Source organism: Microbulbifer maximicatervae (SeqCode), assembly GCF_052467385.1.
Window position 1 is genome coordinate 1,498,731 of sequence record NZ_CP174311.1, and the last position, 17,692, is coordinate 1,516,422.

Annotated in this window: 14 protein-coding genes; 6 read left to right on the forward strand and 8 right to left on the reverse strand. The window is 48.9% G+C overall.

From position 1 onward, the window contains the following. Positions 1-217: 217 nt before the first annotated feature. The 4 genes from ACJJIR_RS06535 to ACJJIR_RS06550 form a co-directional block, all read right to left on the reverse strand. On the reverse strand, positions 218-556 hold the full coding sequence (locus ACJJIR_RS06535) for a hypothetical protein (RefSeq protein WP_413662708.1): 339 nt from the start codon (positions 554-556) through the stop codon (positions 218-220). A gap of 10 nt (positions 557-566) precedes the next feature. Continuing rightward, positions 567-1,088 (reverse strand): hypothetical protein, encoded by a 522-nt coding sequence (locus tag ACJJIR_RS06540; RefSeq protein WP_444907723.1) that lies wholly within the window; start codon positions 1,086-1,088, stop codon positions 567-569. 89 nt (positions 1,089-1,177) lie between these two features. Beyond that, complete coding sequence (locus ACJJIR_RS06545) at positions 1,178-2,272, reverse strand: alpha/beta hydrolase family protein (RefSeq protein ID WP_444907724.1); 1,095 nt, start codon at positions 2,270-2,272, stop codon at positions 1,178-1,180. A gap of 435 nt (positions 2,273-2,707) precedes the next feature. Then, positions 2,708-3,106, reverse strand: coding sequence for a VOC family protein (locus ACJJIR_RS06550; protein WP_444907725.1), 399 nt, complete (start codon positions 3,104-3,106; stop codon positions 2,708-2,710). A gap of 406 nt (positions 3,107-3,512) precedes the next feature. Between ACJJIR_RS06550 and ACJJIR_RS06555 the strand changes: the two genes are divergently transcribed. From ACJJIR_RS06555 to ACJJIR_RS06565, 3 genes are read left to right on the forward strand one after another with little or no spacing between them, the layout of a single operon-like run. Further along, positions 3,513-4,547, forward strand: a complete 1,035-nt coding sequence (locus ACJJIR_RS06555; RefSeq protein WP_444907726.1) for a bile salt hydrolase — start codon at positions 3,513-3,515, stop codon at positions 4,545-4,547. 31 nt (positions 4,548-4,578) lie between these two features. Next, the gene (locus ACJJIR_RS06560; RefSeq protein WP_444907727.1) at positions 4,579-5,451 is read left to right on the forward strand and encodes a GNAT family N-acetyltransferase; all 873 of its coding nucleotides are present in this window, start codon (positions 4,579-4,581) and stop codon (positions 5,449-5,451) included. After that, positions 5,451-6,350, forward strand: a complete 900-nt coding sequence (locus ACJJIR_RS06565) for a polysaccharide deacetylase family protein (protein WP_444907728.1) — start codon at positions 5,451-5,453, stop codon at positions 6,348-6,350. The genes ACJJIR_RS06560 and ACJJIR_RS06565 overlap by 1 nt, the downstream gene beginning before the upstream one ends. Here ACJJIR_RS06565 and ACJJIR_RS06570 read toward each other — a convergent pair. The 3 genes from ACJJIR_RS06570 to ACJJIR_RS06580 form a co-directional block, all read right to left on the reverse strand. Next, positions 6,343-7,140 (reverse strand): class I SAM-dependent methyltransferase, encoded by a 798-nt coding sequence (locus tag ACJJIR_RS06570; RefSeq protein ID WP_444907729.1) that lies wholly within the window; start codon positions 7,138-7,140, stop codon positions 6,343-6,345. The genes ACJJIR_RS06565 and ACJJIR_RS06570 overlap by 8 nt on opposite strands. Positions 7,141-7,310: 170 nt before the next feature. Next, entirely contained in the window at positions 7,311-8,783 is a 1,473-nt protein-coding gene (locus ACJJIR_RS06575) for an aminoacyl-histidine dipeptidase (protein ID WP_444907730.1), read from the reverse strand. A 124-nt stretch (positions 8,784-8,907) separates the two neighbouring features. Continuing rightward, the gene (locus ACJJIR_RS06580; protein WP_444907731.1) at positions 8,908-10,875 is read right to left on the reverse strand and encodes a VacB/RNase II family 3'-5' exoribonuclease; all 1,968 of its coding nucleotides are present in this window, start codon (positions 10,873-10,875) and stop codon (positions 8,908-8,910) included. 519 nt (positions 10,876-11,394) lie between these two features. Here ACJJIR_RS06580 and ACJJIR_RS06585 point away from each other — a divergent pair. Continuing rightward, on the forward strand, positions 11,395-12,483 hold the full coding sequence (locus tag ACJJIR_RS06585; RefSeq protein WP_413662699.1) for a Glu/Leu/Phe/Val dehydrogenase dimerization domain-containing protein: 1,089 nt from the start codon (positions 11,395-11,397) through the stop codon (positions 12,481-12,483). 218 nt (positions 12,484-12,701) lie between these two features. Continuing rightward, complete coding sequence (locus ACJJIR_RS06590; RefSeq protein ID WP_444907732.1) at positions 12,702-15,518, forward strand: M16 family metallopeptidase; 2,817 nt, start codon at positions 12,702-12,704, stop codon at positions 15,516-15,518. A 42-nt stretch (positions 15,519-15,560) separates the two neighbouring features. On the opposite strand, the gene ACJJIR_RS06595 is transcribed toward ACJJIR_RS06590, so the two are convergent. Beyond that, positions 15,561-16,172, reverse strand: a complete 612-nt coding sequence (locus tag ACJJIR_RS06595; RefSeq protein ID WP_444897963.1) for a glutathione S-transferase family protein — start codon at positions 16,170-16,172, stop codon at positions 15,561-15,563. A 90-nt stretch (positions 16,173-16,262) separates the two neighbouring features. Between ACJJIR_RS06595 and ACJJIR_RS06600 the strand changes: the two genes are divergently transcribed. Continuing rightward, positions 16,263-17,627 (forward strand): metal-dependent hydrolase family protein, encoded by a 1,365-nt coding sequence (locus ACJJIR_RS06600; protein ID WP_444907733.1) that lies wholly within the window; start codon positions 16,263-16,265, stop codon positions 17,625-17,627. The last annotated feature ends 65 nt before the right edge of the window (positions 17,628-17,692 follow it).

Sequence of the window (17,692 nt, forward strand, 5' to 3'; positions counted from 1 at the left end):
GCGCGCGTACATTGACGCGTCTTGATGAATAATTCTTTACAGGGGGGTTAAACTCTTTTTACCCGTTGGTGAATGCTCAATAAATCCTGAGAGCCAGAAACATGAGCTGTTTCAGACTGACTGAATAGTGTCCTTAGTAGTGGGGGTGATCCGGTGAGTAATCTTGATTGAGTGTAGGGGGGAGGGCTGAGTTACCTCAGCCCAATTTAAACAGAAATCAGATAGCAGCTTTCAAGGAAATGCCGGTGCAAGCTTCAATTGTTCCCCAAAGAACTCCCAGAACTGCATTCCAGACTTTCTCAATGGTGACTAACAGGAGTCCACGTAAAGTGTTGGCGAAGTTCTTGGCCATATCCTCCAGGGAGTCGAGAAAGTAATCTTGCAGGTCGCCAGATATTTCATCAGATGCAATTGCTTTAGCAATCATTTTTGTTTGCTGAGCCATTGCGGATAACTGGCGCTCGGAAAATCCCCTGAGTTCAGAAATATCACTGTTGATTACCGCAGAAGCTGCCCCTTTGATATCGGCAACGAGTTGGTTAACGTCAATAGACATAGTAATTTCCTCAGCGATTCAGAAAAGACTCATAGGTGAGTGCTTGGTCCATGGAAACAACAATTTCATTTTTGAATAGAGAAACAGCGGTTGCGTTTAGGCCCTTATCTTCATCTACCGTGCGCATCATGTTCAAACTCTCTGAAATTTTCTCCAGTGACGCAACACTGGGGGGTTCCCGCTCAAAGCTAATATTCCTGCCAGAGGATTCCAAATAGTTGTTAATCTTTTTGAGTAGTTTACTTTCAGGCGCAGGGCGGGTTTTCGATTGCATTGCCAGCGCATCTACTTTGCCGATCAATGCATGGTATCTCTCATCTCTTTTTAAGTAAGAATCTTTGTTGGTTCCACTGGAAACTGAAGAGAAAAATTCCATTATCTCTACATTGACAGTGGTTAAATCTGAGTATAGCGCGGCATCATAGCGCGGCGCCATTTGTGAGCATCCGCTAACTAGAATGGTAAGAATGGCTAAAACTGCAAAGATTGCTTTTGGCTGCCTTATCATGACAACTCCCCCTTTAATTTTCATTTTAATAGTTCAATTCGGCTCTTTTCAGCCGCCTAAGGGGTGGCTGAGAGATATTCAGTTATTTCCAATTTTCTCGTCTGGGTACCCATTTATACTGGTTCCAATATCTCGTGCGAGGTCGGCGAAATACTGGGATCATTTTTCTTTTCAAAGTAAGTCAGCAGTAAGCGAACAGCCTCCTGATTATCGAAATATCGGGAGTGAACTCGAGCTGCCAGTTTGTCCGGAAAAGTACCGTAAGACCCGATAATTCTCTCATAACAGTGGTGGCGTGCTGGGACCGCAGAACCACTGGCAAACCAGTCTGAGTGAGACTTGATATCAATCCACTCGATTAGATCTTTTCTTTGTGACAGTTGTTCTACTTCATTCTGCAGCCAAGGAGCTTGCTTACCCAGAACTTCGATTAGGGACCCCATTGTTAGGATACGGATAGGTTTACCGATTGGCGGAAGATCGGCAAAAAGGTCTACAGTAACAACACTGCCAAAACTGTGTCCGACAATTGTTACGGAATCGTAGTCGTATAGTTTAATACTGTTTTCGAGCTGTTCTCTGACCCGTCGGATAATCTCAAAGCGGACTGCAGGCTTGCCCTTGGCCGCCGGCTCATTGGTGAGATAGCGCTTACAAAAGTCAGAAATATCTACTAGTAAGGTAACCGGCATAACGGCAACAACGGCAGTAGCAATCAGCCAGATCCGCCAGCCCCCTATATACTCAACACCTTGCTTGAGCTGTTGTACTGCGGGATAAAACGGGCTGTCACTGGTGGGCTCAACAGCTTCGACAAACAAAATGATGGTACCAATGTACCAAACAATAAAGGCTAATGCTGAAAGGGTTAGACCAAATGTCAGGTACTTTCGTTTAAGCACCCCTTTCCAAATATGGAGGTTGGCCAGCCAGAACCAGATTAGGGAGAAGCCTCGGGCTAAGCGGACTTTCAGGCTCTGCTGGGTAATGCTAGGAACCAAGTCGTTCCAGTAAGCTTCAACCAGATCAAGCTCCTGTTTACCGTTGACCCTCAGGCGGTTGATGCCGGCAGGGACGGTAGGATCAGAAATCTGAGTGAGAGGCATACGCTCACTGGCTGCGATCATTCCCTCGGTGAACTCTGACAGTTGGGCGGTGCTGGTGACTCGTGTCAGTCCGGGCACCAGCATAATTAAGCTTCTTCTCATTGTTATTCCAATTGGCTCTATTCTGGAGATATAACCTTCTGCCAAGGTTTGCTCCTGCCTTTGTTTTTTCTGTGTGAAAATGGTTTCAGTAAGTGAGTATTTCCATATATAAGTACGCGAGCCAGTAGCTAGCTGTGGTGCATCTCAGTGGTGAAATTTTGTGCGATAGTCAGCTTTACACTAATCGAAGGACATTGGACATAGAGATATGTCAACTGAGTGTTACTCGATTTATATGTGATACAAAACGAGATGTAAATATAGAAAAGAAAAAGATTTATTGATTGGAGGGGGAAAAGCCGCTTCGTGGCTCTTTTCTTAAATTGCTTACCGGAAGTTATCCCATCGCGGCTAAGGGGGGAGACTAGCGAAGGTGAAGAACTGTCGCTGCTTACACCGCACTCTGTGGAGGAATCAGAAGCGACAGGTTAAAATTTACTCTACGGTTTCTTTTTGTAGTTCAACTAAAATAAATTCGTTGCCGTAGAGATCTTTAAAGTGGGCAAACTCTGCACCCCCTTCAGAAGTGGGTGGCTTGCTGAAGTGAACGCCATTTTTTGCAAGTTTTTTATACTCTCTATCAAAATTATCTGTATAAATAACGGCACAAGGCTGCCCTGCAGTTTGTGCTCCCACTTTCTTTTGCTGGCTTTCAGAAGTTGCCTGAAGTAACCATATACCCATATCTTTTTGTGCCGGAAGTCGAATATGAACAAATCGATGTGGTGCTGCTTGAGAGTCAATAAATACTTCAAACCCCAATTTGTCACGATAAAAGGCAATAGCTTCTTCATAGTTGTTGACTAGGATTACCAGTCTGCCAATTGAGTTCATTAGGGGCTCCGTGATTGGCCTTATTGCTACTTCGATAAGAGGGGGCATTTCTTTCTGGTTAATAGGTGTACAGTTTTTCAAATAGTTTTTATTTGAGTGGCCTATACCAAAATGAATGCTTTTAGCGTGAAGCTGATAAGCTGTAAAAGTTTACTGAAGTTACAAGATATTTGAACTGTAAATGTTGAAAGCGGTGTCAGTTTCTGGACCTTTACGCCAAGGTTGCCAAGTATTGGAATGAAAGACAGTCTCACCATTGTTGGCCATCTATGATGGAAACCGGACTTTCTATTGTTTATAGCCGATTATAGTGACTGTAAACGATCAGTATATTAATTAATGATTTCGAGGGATGGTTGGCAAAGTGAAAAGGATTTCATGTTTTTCTAAAGCTATAAACTCCGTTATGGTTTTTGTTGTTGTAGTGCTGTGCCTACTCGAGCCCAGGTCTTCGATTGCTTGTACCCGAATACTCTATGAAACTGGTGATAAGACCTATATTACTGCCCGTAGCATGGACTGGAGTGATACCGATGCAGCTATGGCATTTTGGGTTTTTCCTCAGGGGATGGAGCGCAATGGTGGCTTGGGCCCAAAATCTATTACTTGGACATCGAAGTTTGGCTCAATTGTTATCAGTATTTACGATGCGGCTACAACTGATGGGCTCAATGAAAAGGGCCTCGTAGGCAACCTTTTATACTTGGCTGAGGCAGATTATGGGAGTGCTGCCGATAGGGATAAGCCGACTATCTCTGTTGGGGCCTGGTTGCAATACATCCTGGATAACTACGCAACGGTTGATGCTGCGGTAAAGGGGTTAAAGAGTGACCCATTCACTGTGGTTGGCGCAGACCTTCCCAATGGGAGACCGGCAAGTACACATATTGCAATTTCAGACCCCAGTGGTGATTCCGCTATTTTTGAATATCTTGATGGTGTGCTAAAGATCCATCACGGTAAGCAGTTTACGGTAATGACTAATTCTCCTCCTTATGATCAGCAACTGGCAATCAATTCCTATTGGAATTCAATTGGAGGCCAAAACTTTCTACCGGGTACAATTAGTGCGGCGGACAGGTTTGTACGGGCGAGTTATGCTTTAAAAACATCACCAGAATATAAAAAGTATCGCGATGCATTAGCATCCGCATTCTCCCAAATTCGTGCTGTCAGCGTGCCGCTGGGAATGGATGATCCAGATAAACCCAATATAGCCTCAACATTGTGGCGGTCGGTTATTGATCAAAAAAGTAGCCGCTACTATTTCGACTCTGTTATTAATCCATCAGTAATTTGGTTGGATATGGATAGTGTTTCTATTGAGCCGGGATCTAAAGTAATGACAATGAAATTAGATACTCCAATGGATACTGGTGGGGAAGTGGCATCTAAGTTGAGTCCTTCAGAACCCTTTAAGTTCCTCGCTCCAGGTAGCTGAATAAATACGATAACGAGAAGAGTCTAAGTCAATGCATGAATCATTTACTGTTCGGGAGATGACACGTAAAGAAGTGGGTTTACTGGTTGACTGGGCTGCACTTGAAGGCTGGAATCCGGGGTTGCACGATGCAGAAATTTTCTGGAAAACAGATCCAGAAGCTTACATTGCGGCGGAAGTTCGGGGTGACTTGATTGGAGGAGGGGCAATTACTGCGTACGGTGATGATTTCGGTTTTATGGGATTCTTTATCGTTAGGCCTGAATTCAGAGGTCATGGGTTTGGTAATAGACTTTGGTATATTCGACGGGACCGCTTAAAAACCCGGTTGAGGCCTGATGCAAGCATCGGTATGGATGGGGTATTTGCGATGCAGGATTACTATGCCCGCGGCGGTTTTAACTTCTCCCATCGGAATCTCCGTTATCGAGTCGAGCTTTCTGCTTTTGAGGGTGTGAGTACTCAATGCCCTGATGAAGTTATCCAGCTTAGTGAAGTTTCTTTCGATCAAATAATTGCTTACGACAGGACCTGCTTTCCCGCAAGTAGACGGGTATTTCTGAAAGCATGGATTTCCCAGCCAGAGGCTCTGAGTTTGGGCTATGTCCAATTTGGAAGTCTTTGTGGCTATGGTGTAATCAGGCGTTGCCGCAATGGATGTAAAGTCGGTCCTCTGTTTGCAAATAGCTATAAAGTGGCAGATACGTTGCTGAAGCGACTGGTCTCATTTGCAGATGATGGACCTATCTTTCTGGATGTGCCGGAAAATAATCCTGCGGCTATGTCGCTGGCCAAGCACTATGGAATGGAGGAAGTTTTTGGCTGCGCAAGGATGTACCTGGGGCCAATGCCGGATATTGCGCGGGACCGAATTTTTGGTGTAACGACATTTGAGCTGGGTTGATGCACAAGAGAAATCTGGAGGGTTACGCTGGGCGTCCACCTCATCCCCGTTGGCCTGATCAGGCCCGCATTGCAATTCAGTTTGTCTTGAACTTAGAGGAGGGATCAGAATCCACCAAGCTAAACGGCGATAGCCAATCGGAATCTTACCTACATGAACTTCCTGGCAGGCCTGCACGGGTTGGAGGGCGGGATTTCAGTGTAGAGAGTATGTATGAGTATGGTTCTCGCGCTGGTGTCTGGCGGCTTCTCGATATCTTTAATAGTTACAACGTACCTTTAACAGTTTTTGCTACCGGTCAGGCGTTAGAGCTTAATCCGATTTTAGCGCTGGCCCTGGTTGAAGCGGGACATGAGATTGCTGGCCATGGATACCGGTGGATTGATTATAAAGATACTCCTAAGGGTCGAGAAAAACACGATATTCAGCTCACTGTTAAGATAATCGAGCAGTTAACCGCTAGGCCTCCGTTTGGGTGGTATACAGGCCGGGTAAGCTCCCATACTAGATCATTGGTACGAGAAATTGATGGATTACTGTATACGTCAGATTCCTACAGTGATGATTTGCCATTCTGGGAACAGAAATCAGATTCATTGGTGGTGATTCCCTACACCTTGGTGAATAACGATATTCAGTACCTGCTGCCCAGTGGGTGCACGACTGCCGATGATTTCTTTTTATTGCTAAAAGGCGCTTTCGATCAGCTTTGGCGGGAAGGGAGCGTGAGTCCTAAGTTGATGAGTGTTGGACTACATGGGCGAGTCAGCGGCCACCCTGCCAGGGCTGCTGGAGTTTATCGTTTCTTGAAATATATCCAGCGATTTGAACCCATTTGGATTTGTCGCCGCAACGAGGTAGCGCAACATTGGATCTCCAATTTCTCTACCGCTAGGTAACTTGGGCGGTAGCTTTCCAAAGCGTTTGTGTGTGGAAAGTGTATGCGGTAACTATACCGGCCTCTTGTTGTGCAGATTTCCATTCTTCAGGGGTGATTTTGCTCTGTGCAATTAACTCTGCGGATACAGGCTCTATAAGTCCAATGATATTTTCCAGTAAGTTTTTACACCTAATCCCGTCACTTTTTCCATTGGCATTGATCACATGGGGTGAAACTACAACTTCGCTGATCTTTAGGGAGGATAGTACTGGAAAAAGATTAACGGCTATTTCAGGAGAACCGCGCCCATTGCCGTAGGCCAGCGTATTACGTGCACGGAAGCATTTCATTAGGTTGAACTTGTCGGGGCCAGTGTAATAGGTTGCGTCGTAAGGCTCGTGAATGATAAGTCTGCCACCGGGGCGTACAACGCGAATCATTTCTTGCAGCATGGTTTTTGGGTTTGGAAGATGTATCAAAACCAAGCGTGCAAAAGCTGCATCTACCGATGAATCTGCTAACCCTGATTTTTCTGCATTACAGAGCTTAAATTCTGTGTTGCAAAGCCCCAACATTTGGGCTGTTTGCTCGGCTTTGTTTAACTGGGCAGGCTGGATATCGAGGCCAATATAACTACCAGCGGATACCTCTTGCGCAATCCAGAGATTGGCGCCTGCACCACAACCAAACTCTGCTACTTGATAGTTTGAAGGAAAATGTATGTCTTCTGTATCCCCGTAGATTTTCCTCTGTAACAGCAGGCGTTTCTGCTCTGAGGCTTTTGCACCAAGTGAATAACTCTCCTTCATTTTCCCGGGGCACCTGTGGAGTTAAGAAATATTAAAATAGCCCAGTGGCTCTCTAACAATAGCTAGAAAGCAGTTTTTAGTGTGGTTGATGCGTTGGGTGTAGTAATTGGAGGGCGGTGTGGAAAGGCAAGGTGTCGGGCCTCGGGGTAACCCGAGGCCCGATTGGGCAATTAGTCGCGAGTGGGAATTGCCTGGACCACTTTAATAAAGTAATCCCAGAAATTGGCGACACTCTGGATATGTACCTTCTCTTCAGGAGAGTGAGCGCGGCGAATGGTTGGGCCAAAGGAAACCATATCCCAGTTGGGGTAGGGTTTGGCCAGCAATCCGCACTCCAGGCCGGCGTGAATAACTTTTACTTCAGCTTCCTCGCCAGTCATCTCTTTGTAGACATCCTTCATCATCGCCAGCAGCGGTGATTCGGGATTTGGTGTCCAGCCAGGGTAGTCGTTGTCCAGTGTTGTTTCTGCACCTGCCAGCTGGAAGGTGGCGGCGACATTGAGGCCGTGTTGGTCGCGGGCACTGTCAGAGAGGCTGCGTACAAGACATTGGATTTTTACTCGATGCTCACCGTTCTCCTCCATTGTTACAACACGGGCCAGATTGTTGGATGATTCAGCAATGCCTTCGAGAGCAGTGCTCATTCGCTCAACACCATTGGGGCAGCAGCGGATTGCGCGAATAAGGGTCAACTGGCTATCTGCGTCGAGGGTGTTGGCTGGAGTTTCGGTAGCTTCCAGGGTGATGTCCAGTGCCGCTTCATTGTCCAGTTCACGGGCAACTTGAGCGCTTTCGCTTTTTACAATTTCCTGTACTTTATCGACCGCTACTGAAGGCACGACAAGGGTTGTGAAGGATTCGCGGGGAATCGCATTGCGCAGGCTACCGCCATCCAGGCTGGCAATACGCAGCTCGGGGACCTGGGTTAGAGCGGCGTGGATAATGCGGTTTGCGATCTTGTTGGCATTGCCTCGGCCTTTGTCGATATCCAAGCCTGAATGCCCGCCACGGAGGCCGCGAACAGAGAGTTTTACTGCTTCGGCACCGGGCAGGATCGCTTCTGGCGTATAGGGCAGGCTGACATTGACGTCGACACCGCCGGCACAGCCGATATACAGCTCACCTTCATCTTCAGTATCCAGGTTGAGGAGCAGGTCAGCTTCAAAGTAGCCAGGCTTAAGATTCTTGGCGCCGGTCATGCCCGCTTCTTCATCGATTGTCAGCAGGGCTTCCAAGGCGGGGTGGGGAATATCAGTAGATTCCATCAGGGCCAGGATTGCGGCAACGCCAATACCATTGTCTGCGCCGAGTGTGGTGCCTTCCGCAGTTACCCAGTCTCCATCCACGTAGGGTTTGATTGGGTCAGTGAGAAAGTCGTGCTCAGTGTCGGCATTCTTCTGCGGCACCATATCCACATGGCTCTGCAGGGCCAGTGTCTTGCGGTTTTCCATACCAGGAGTGGCCGGCTTCTTGATCACAATATTGCCGATTTCATCCAGCTGAACGCCTAGGCCGCGTGCTTTAGCGAAGTTAACGATATGCTCCACTACGCGGTCTTCATGTTTGGATGGGCGTGGAATTTCACAGAGCTTGGAAAAGTGTGCCCACAGTGGAGTTGGGTTCAATTCAGCAATATTGCTCATGAGTGGCCTCGATTTATTCTATTGGTGCCGGAGCTATAAGCTAGCTGGCCGATCAAAGGCGGTGGGCTTTGGCCCCCGGCAGGAAAGCCCGGCGAGCGCCGGGCTTGGGTAAATGTGCAGGAATTTATTTCTGGGCCGCGTCGGCAGCCTCAGTTTTTTCAGCGTTCAGTTCAAAGGCGATGCGTCGTTTGTCTACATCGACAGACGCTACTTTAACTGAAACTTCCTGTTCTAGGTGGAAGCGTTTTTCATTGTGTGTAAGAACCAGGTGCTTGCCATCGAAGGTGGGCAGGTTCTTCTTATCGCCATTCATGCGCACAAAGCCGTCAATACCAAAGTCGTCGAGTCGCACGCCGATGCCTGCGCCGTTTACCAGGGTAATTTTCCCTGTAAATTCCTGGCCAACTTTCTTCTCGATAAATTGAGCGTAGAGCCATTGCTCCAGGGCTCGGTTGGCCTGGCGACCGCGAATCAGGCTTTCCTGCAGGGATTCAATTTTATCATCGGCCAGTGTGGAGGCTTTCTCTCCCTGCGCAGCAGCGCGCAGAACGCGGTGGTTGTGCAGGTCGTTGTACTTGCGAATTGGCGAGGTGACGGTGGCGTAGGCCTCGAGGCCCAGTCCCAGGTGAGCCCCTACCTTGTTATCGAGCTGGCCCGGGCGCAGCATACGCTTGAGCACGGCTAGCAGGTTGTTCATCTGCGGCTCTTCATGGTTTTCCAGGTGCTTAACCAGTGCAAGGTAATGCTCCAGTTGCCCCAGATCGGCCTCTGCATGCTCAGGTAGCAGTTCTTTCAGCAGGCTGCGAACTTCTCCCATGCGCTCTTCGCGGAAGCCCAAGTGAACAGAGAAGCAGCCCTGCTCAATCTCGGCGAGTTTGCCACCCATGCTGATATTGGTAGCGAGCATGGCTTCCTCGACCATTCGCTGAGCGATATTGCGTTCCTGCTTTTCGATACGCTCGATCTTGCGCTGATCGTTCAAGCGGATTTCATAGTCCGGGCGATCTTCCATTGCCAGTGAGTGGCTGGCACGGTATGCGGCGCGCGCTTCGTAGATCGCCGCCAAATTACGCAGACTGTCCTGTTGCTCCTGGGGCACGGCGGAGTCGTCACCCTCAATAAAGCGGCTGACTTGTTCATAGCTCAGTTTGTGCAGGGAGCGAATAGCGGCAAATTCATAGCGGCTATTACCAATGGTGCCATCGTTATCGATATCGATATGGATAACCAGGGCGGGGCGCAGCTCGCCGGGAACCAGGGAGAACAGGTTCTCACACAGGTTGCGGGGCAGCATGGGTAGGGTTTCGCCCGGTAAATACTGGCTGTGGGCCCGATTAAACGCCTCTTTATCCAGGGGGCTGTTCTCATCAATTAGCGACGATGGGTCTGCAATAGCAATGTGCAGGGTCCAGCCCCCGTCACGGCTGCTTACGGCCAGAGCGTCGTCCATATCGCGAGTGGTTTCCGCATCGATAGTTGCGAAGCCCAGCTCGGAAAGTTCGGTGCGCTCACCGGTAACTGTTGTCAGTTTCTCCGCAATTGTGTCCGCCTGCTTTTGTGCAGCGGCACCAAATTGCTCAGGCAGCTTGAATTGGGCGACAACATAGGCGTGTTCGATACCGGGCATATCGGGCTTGCCGATAACGGTTTCCACCTTGGCCTGGGCTCTGCCGTCTTTAAATGGATGGCGGTTTACTTTGCAGGCAATAAACTCTCCCGGCTGGGCCTTGCCGCGAGCCTTGGGAGGGAGAAAAATCCAGCGGGACAGGCCATTTTGCGTGGGCTGGATAAAGTGGCCCTGGCCGCGCTGTACATACTGGCCAACAAGGTAGTCGAGCTGGCTGTCGATCAATGCATCGAGCTCCGCCGCGAGTTTACCCTTGTTCTCCTCTGAGAGACTTACTCGAACCCGGTCACCGGGAAATACACGCTCCATTTCATTGGGAGGCAGGAAGGCTTCCCTCCCGTCATCCAACTCAACGAAGCCAAACTTGCCGTTACTGCCGCGAACCCGGCCTTCGGCAAACTCCTTACTGGAGCGAATATCTGTTTTCAGTTGCGAAAGTTGTTTTAGAGCGTCGGCATTCAGCATCGAGTTTATCTCTATGGGTCGATTTGGGCGCGGATTCTACCAGACCATACGCAGAGGATGTAACGCGCTTAGGCGGTGGAAATGATCTTAGTTGTCAGTGTTGTGAGGTTTTCAAAAATTTTTGAAAAAGTAGACATATTAAGGAAGGCTTCAAAAAGTGGTTCTTTGCCAGAAGATTTATACAGGAATCGTGTTCTCTTGAGGGGCAGTTATAGGAAATTTATAAGAGAGCCGCCAGCGGTAGGAGAGGGCCCGGTATTCAATGCCAATTGATGGAGAAATAAGAGCGTAGAGCTAGCCGCCTAGATTAATGACTGGGCGGCCCAAGTTATTCCGGGGCAAACGAATATCCTAAAAATGATATTTTGGTGTGATGCTTTAGCTATTCTAATGCTCATGTGTGCAAAATATGCAAACTTTGTCTGTGGGAGCTGGATATAATCTTATTCCAGATAAAAACAGATAAGGGCTGTGGTTGTTCCCCAGCTGTAGAACCGGCCTTCCGGAGAGGAACAGTTAATGAGTATTTTTTCCCATTCCGCCTACGATAAACACGAACAAGTGGCGTTTTACCAAGATGCAAAGAGTGGCTTGAAGGCCATTATCGCGGTACACAATACGAATTTGGGTCCCTCACTGGGTGGCTGCCGTATGTGGCCCTACGCCGACGATGGCGAGGCCCTGAATGATGTTCTCCGTCTTTCCCGGGGTATGACTTACAAGTCCGCAATGGCCGGTCTCAAGCTGGGTGGTGGCAAGTCCGTAATTATTGGTGACCCGCGCAAGGAAAAGACTCCTGAGTTACTGCGCGCTATGGGTGAATTTATTAATACCTTGGGCGGCCGTTATATCACTGCTGAAGATTCTGGCACGAGCGTGGCGGATATGAGTGTTATCGGTGAGACAACCGAGTTTGTCTCCGGCCTGTTTGCGGGCTCCGAGTATGGTGGTGATCCTTCCCCTTCGACTGCTTACGGTGTGTTTGTCGGCCTGAAAGCTGCGGTAGAACACCGCTGGGGCAAGACTGACCTGACCGGCTTAAAAGTCTCTATTCAAGGCGTGGGCAACGTCGGTTTCCGCCTGGGTAAACTATTGAAGGATGCCGGTGCGGAACTGTTTGTCACCGATATTTTCCAAGACAATATTGATCGTGCGGTTACAGAGCTTGGTGCCATAGCCGTAACTGCCGACGAAATCTTTGACCTGGACGTAGATCTGTTTGCCCCCTGTGCGATGGGTGCAATTCTCAACGATGACACCATCAGCCGTTTGAAGGTTCAGGCGATCGCTGGCGCGGCCAATAACCAGTTGGCGGAAGAGCGTCACGCTGAAGTGCTTCGCGAGAAAGGTATTTTGTACGCACCGGACTATGTCATTAATGCTGGCGGTATTATCGATGTTTACTACCAGCAGAAAGGCGATTACGACGCTGCAGAAGTGCGCGCTCATATCGAAGAGATTGGCAACACTATGAAAGAAGTGTTCGAGCGTGCCGATGAAACCGGCCAGACCACCGCTCACGTAGCGGACCGTGTTGCCGAGGAGCGCTTTGGTCACCATACGGTTGTAGGCGAGGCCGAAGACAAGTCTGGTACTGTGGCAGCGTAATGTTTTCAGCGCAGGAGTAGAGCTGGTGACCTGATTCCTTGGGCGATTGTCATCTCGCTTCTCTCTGTGATGTATTGATTTGGGCACTTCGGTGCCCATTTTTTTGCCTGGAATATTTGCTAAATTGCGGTTGGTAAAAGGTTTTGCTGACACTCTGGAGGAAAGCTGGCCTAAACTTGCCATCCTGAAATTGCGGTTTTTTAAAAGGGAGTGACAATATGGACTTGCGTCCGCTACTTATCAGCGTTGCCATCGCTATTACTGGCCTTACCGCTTGCGGAAAGTCTACCGATGATACGCCTCATGCGCTTTCGGTGGATAAGGAAGCAGCAGCCAGTAGCAAGGCTGCTGCATCCGATAAAGAGGCGTATGTCCCGCCACCCAAGTTGGAGATTCCTTTCCATAGGGAAGTATTGCCCAATGGCCTGACGGTGATTGTGCATGAAGACCACAAAGCCCCCGTTGTTTCTACCAATCTTTGGTACAAAGTAGGCTCTAAGGACGAGCCGCCAGGTAAAACCGGATTTGCTCATTTATTTGAGCACTTGATGTTTAACGGTAGCGAAAACTTCCCAGGGGAATATTTCGAACCCTTCCAGCGCTCTGGGGCCACCGATATGAATGGCACCACTAGCAATGACCGCACCAATTATTTTGTCACCGTGCCCAAAGGCGCCCTGGATATGGCGCTGTGGATGGAGTCCGACCGAATGGGGCATTTTAAAGGTGCAATTACCCAGGAGGTTTTGGATGAGCAGCGCGGTGTTGTAAAGAATGAAAAGCGCCAGGGGGAGAATGCACCTTATGGCAAAGCGTTCGATATTATTGCCAAGAGCACCTTCCCCAAAGGGCACCCCTATTCGTGGACGCCGATTGGCTCGATGGAGGACCTGAATAACGCCAGTCTTGAAGATGTCAAAAAATGGTTTGAAGACCATTATCAGCCTGCTAATGCCGTTTTGGTGATTGCGGGTGATGTTACGGTCAAAGATGCGATGGCCAAGGTACGCAAGTATTTTGGTGATATCCCGAGCACTGGAGTGCAACCGCGCATTAAGAATTGGGAACTACCTACCCAGGTGAAAAAGAGGGAGGTGGTTTACGATCAGGTGCCCCAAACGCGAATCTACAAGGTTTGGAATGTGCCTGCAGTGGGTAGTGAAGTGGAAGATGCGCTGGAATTAATGACTTCCCTTCTCGCCAATAGAAAAAACTCTCTTCTTTACCGCCGTTTAGTTCGCGATGAGCAAGTGGCCACCAGTGTCAGCGCTTTTTATTATGGCCGTCAGCTTGCAGGGCAGTTGATGATTATTGTCGACGTGAAACCTGGGCAGTCTGTAGAAAAAGTTGAAGACTTACTGAATAAAGAATTAAAGCAATTCGCAAAAAATGGTGTGAATGCGGATGAGCTGCGCCGGGTTAAACAGAGTGAGTTTGCCGGGCTGGTAAAGGGGTTGGAAAAAACCGGTGGTTTTGGTGGTAAGAGTGACATCCTTGCCCAGTCGGAGTTTTATTTTGGCGATCCCGGAGCCTTGATAGAAGGCGTGGAGGATTATGCAAAAGTATCCGCTCTCGAAGTTCAAGAAGTGGCTGAGCAGTGGTTGAAAGAGGACTCCTACACCTTAATTATGGAGCCGAAGCAGAAGTATACGGCAGCGGCGGAGGGTGCTGACCGCAGCAAGCTCCCCGAGGTAGACAAAAATGTAGAGCTGGAACTGCCAAAACAAAAAGAATTTACCCTCAAAAATGGATTAAAGGTTGTCCTGGCCGAACGTCATGATACTCCCGTTGTACTGATGAATCTGCAATTTCGCAGTGGTGCCTCCGCAGATAAAAATAAGCCAGGTCTGGCTTCAGTTGCGGCGCAAATGCTGAACGAAGGTGCGGGTGATCTGGATAGCCTGGAATTTAGCTCTCGCTCAGAAGAGCTTGGTGTAAATATTGGTGGTGGTAGCGGCCTTGATTATAACAATATCAGCATGAGTGCCCTTAAGACGCAGCTGGAGCCATCGCTGGAGCTATTTGAGAAGGTGGTTACTGAACCTCGTTTCCCAGAGTCTGACCTGGAGCGGGTTAAGTCCAATCGCCTGGATGCAATAGCCCAGGAAAAAGCCCAGCCTCAGGGCCTGGCTATGCGTGAACTGCCGCCGCTACTATTTGGAGAAAACCACCCTTATGGCTCTCCCTTGACGGGATCGGGTACTCCCGAGGGTATTAAGTCCATAACCCGTGAGGATCTGGTTAATTTCCAAAAGACCTGGGTGCGACCGGATAATGCAACCCTGACGATCGTGGGCGATGTTACTGAAAAAGAAATAGAGCCTCTGCTGAATGAAACTCTCGGAAAGTGGACTGCTCCTAAATCAGAGCTTCCCAAAATTGAAGTTGCCAAGGTGCCCCGCCCGGAAAAGGCTCGAGTTTATTTGCTCGACCGCCCCGGCGCACAACAGAGTTATATCATGGCAGGTCTGCTGATGCCGCCTTGGCAGCCGCAGGGAGCTGAAGCTTTTGATGCGATGACAAATATTATTGCCGGAAAGTTTACGTCCAGGGTCAATATGAATCTTCGTGAGAACAAGCATTGGTCCTATGGTGCCCGCGCGGTTTCCCTCGATACAGAAGGGCAGCGTCCTTATATCCTCTTTGCTCCTGTGCAAACTGATAAAACAGCTCCAGCCATTAAGGAATTGGTAAAAGAGTATGAGGAATACTTAGGAGAGCGTCCTATTACTGCAAAAGAGCTTGAGGACTACCAGAATGACGAAGTCCTGAAGCAAAGTGCTCGATTCCAGACCAAAGGGCAATTGCTTTCCAGTATTAATTGGCAGGTGGAGAAGGGGCTTCCAGAGGAATATATTGCCGAATATCCACAGCGGGTTTCAGCACTGAATAAGGAAAAAGTAGAGGCTTCCGCGAAGGAGTATCTTGCGCCAGATCAATTCACCTGGGTGATTGTTGGGGATCTGAGTAAGATTAAAGGCGAGGTTGAAGCCTTGGATATTGGCCCCGTTGAGGTGCTTCCTGCAAAGGACTGATTTGAATTATTTCCCCGCCCTGTTTGGGCGGGGAAATAGGGTTTAAGCTTTAAAACTGGGGCGCTCTTTAAGTTGTTCACGCCACCTGATTAGATGAGAGTGCTTGGACGGATCGGGTCGAAGGTTTTGAACTTTGCCGAAATCCAGTCCGCAAACCATGCTGATATCGGCCACTGAAAAATAGTCACCAACCAGGTATTCATGGTCTGAAAAGTGGTTGTCGAGGGTATCCATAAACTTCAAGGCTCGCTTGCCTGAATCCTCACCAAAATCGGGGTAAACATTCATCCGGTCCTTAAAGAAACCGGAAACGTGCTGGAAACACATCCCGACAGGAAACATAAGGTTAAAGTCGGCACGGCGATTCCACATTTCCACCAGTGCTTTTTCCTTGGGGGTGCGGCCGAAGAGTGGTGGCTCTGGGTGTAGCTCCTCAAAATAACGCTGAATGGCCACTGATTCCGCAATGTAAGTGCCGTCATCCAGCTCCATTACGGGTACTTTTTTATTGATATCTTTGCTTCGAAACTCTGAGCTAAGATTTTCCCCTTTTGTAATATCTATTCCGACATATTCTGCATCTAACCCCTTTTCTGCCATAAACATGCGAACACGTCGACAGTTTGGTGCTGCTGCGAACTCATAGATTTTCATAGAGGCTTCCTCTCGCCTGGGTAATTGCGTAGATTGTGCGATCTTGGTAAAGGACGTTAAGAATCTAAAAGAGATCTACTGGGGACGACAATGACAACAAAGACCAACCGAAGCTACTTTGTCAACCGCGCAGCCGCCGTGGCTTTGTCGGTATTTGCCGGGCTTTTTAGTTTACAGGCTGGGGCCGAGAGCATCGCAATTTACGCTGGCAAATTATTTGATAGCAGTAATGGAAAATTATTGGAAGACCGCACCATTCATATTGTCGATGGGCGGGTTGAGTCAGTACAGAAGGGGTTTGCCAAGCGCGATCGAGAGCGCTTGGTCGACTTGAGAGAATATACGGTATTGCCAGGTTTGATGGATATGCACAGCCATCTCACTTACGAGTTTGGGCCGCGTGCTTATATGGAGTCTTTCAGCTGGAATACTGCCGATTTTACCTTGCGCGGCGTGGATGCTGCTCATCGCACTCTACAGGCTGGATTTACCACGATTCGAAATCTTGGTGATCACGACAATGTGACTGTGAGTTTACGTAATGCAATCAACAAAGGCCTGGTGGAAGGTCCGCGTATTTATACGGCGGCAAAGACAATCGCAACTACCGGTGGGCACGCTGACCCCACCAATGGGCTAAGGCAGGACTTGATGGGGAACCCTGGCCCGGTGGATGGTGTTATTGATGGGCCTATCAGCGCGCGCAAAGCGATTCGTCAACGCTATAAGGACGGCGCTGACCTGATCAAGATCACCGCGACTGGTGGAGTCTTGAGTGTGGCAAAGAGCGGCCAGAACCCTCAATTTATGCAGGATGAGTTGGAGGCAATTGTTGAGGCTGCTAAGGACTATGGTTTCACAGTTGCAGTACATGCCCACGGTAAGGAGGGAATGATCCGCGCAATTCGTGCTGGAGTGGACTCCATTGAACACGGCACCTATATGGATAATGAGGTGATGGACCTGATGCGCCGTAACAACACCTGGTTTGTGCCGACTCTAATGGCTGGCGAGTGGGTGACAGAAAAATCGGCGATTGAAGGCTTCCTGCCGGACCTGGTGCGCCCGAAAGCTGCGACAATGGGGCCTTTGATGCAGGACACTTTTAGTCGCGCTCACAAGCGCGGAGTGAATATTGCATTTGGAACCGATACCGGTGTTACCCGTCACGGCGATAATGCCCGTGAATTCTTATTGATGGTGCAGGGTGGAATGAGCCCGGCAGATGCACTGCGTTCAGCGACTTGGAACGCGGCCCAACTACTGCAAGTACAGGATGAGCTGGGTAGCATTAGCGAGGGCAAGATAGCTGATATTATTGCTGTGGCTGGAAATCCCCTGGAAGATATTTCGGAAATGCAACGGGTTCTGTTTGTAATGAAAGAAGGCGTTATTTACAAAGAATCCAGCGAGCTGCCAAGCGATGTGTTTCTTGAGCAAGATATCAGCGGTTAGTCGGTAGGGAAGAATGGCAGTGAAACAGCAAGGCTGTTGTGCTGTTTCACTGCTGGCAAGACATT

What these genes read in the sequence shown, in the direction of transcription:
- ACJJIR_RS06550 (WP_444907725.1), bottom strand. Translation starts at nt 3,106, where the DNA reads ATGAACTCAATTGGCAGACTGGTAATCCTAGTCAACAACTATGAAGAA.
- ACJJIR_RS06575 (WP_444907730.1), bottom strand. Translation starts at nt 8,783, where the DNA reads ATGAGCAATATTGCTGAATTGAACCCAACTCCACTGTGGGCACACTTT.
- ACJJIR_RS06555 (WP_444907726.1), top strand. Translation starts at nt 3,513, where the DNA reads ATGGTTTTTGTTGTTGTAGTGCTGTGCCTACTCGAGCCCAGGTCTTCG.
- ACJJIR_RS06560 (WP_444907727.1), top strand. Translation starts at nt 4,579, where the DNA reads ATGCATGAATCATTTACTGTTCGGGAGATGACACGTAAAGAAGTGGGT.
- ACJJIR_RS06580 (WP_444907731.1), bottom strand. Translation starts at nt 10,875, where the DNA reads ATGCTGAATGCCGACGCTCTAAAACAACTTTCGCAACTGAAAACAGAT.
- ACJJIR_RS06545 (WP_444907724.1), bottom strand. Translation starts at nt 2,272, where the DNA reads ATGAGAAGAAGCTTAATTATGCTGGTGCCCGGACTGACACGAGTCACC.
- ACJJIR_RS06600 (WP_444907733.1), top strand. Translation starts at nt 16,263, where the DNA reads ATGACAACAAAGACCAACCGAAGCTACTTTGTCAACCGCGCAGCCGCC.
- ACJJIR_RS06595 (WP_444897963.1), bottom strand. Translation starts at nt 16,172, where the DNA reads ATGAAAATCTATGAGTTCGCAGCAGCACCAAACTGTCGACGTGTTCGC.
- ACJJIR_RS06590 (WP_444907732.1), top strand. Translation starts at nt 12,702, where the DNA reads ATGGACTTGCGTCCGCTACTTATCAGCGTTGCCATCGCTATTACTGGC.
- ACJJIR_RS06585 (WP_413662699.1), top strand. Translation starts at nt 11,395, where the DNA reads ATGAGTATTTTTTCCCATTCCGCCTACGATAAACACGAACAAGTGGCG.
- ACJJIR_RS06540 (WP_444907723.1), bottom strand. Translation starts at nt 1,088, where the DNA reads ATGAAAATTAAAGGGGGAGTTGTCATGATAAGGCAGCCAAAAGCAATC.
- ACJJIR_RS06565 (WP_444907728.1), top strand. Translation starts at nt 5,451, where the DNA reads ATGCACAAGAGAAATCTGGAGGGTTACGCTGGGCGTCCACCTCATCCC.
- ACJJIR_RS06535 (WP_413662708.1), bottom strand. Translation starts at nt 556, where the DNA reads ATGTCTATTGACGTTAACCAACTCGTTGCCGATATCAAAGGGGCAGCT.
- ACJJIR_RS06570 (WP_444907729.1), bottom strand. Translation starts at nt 7,140, where the DNA reads ATGAAGGAGAGTTATTCACTTGGTGCAAAAGCCTCAGAGCAGAAACGC.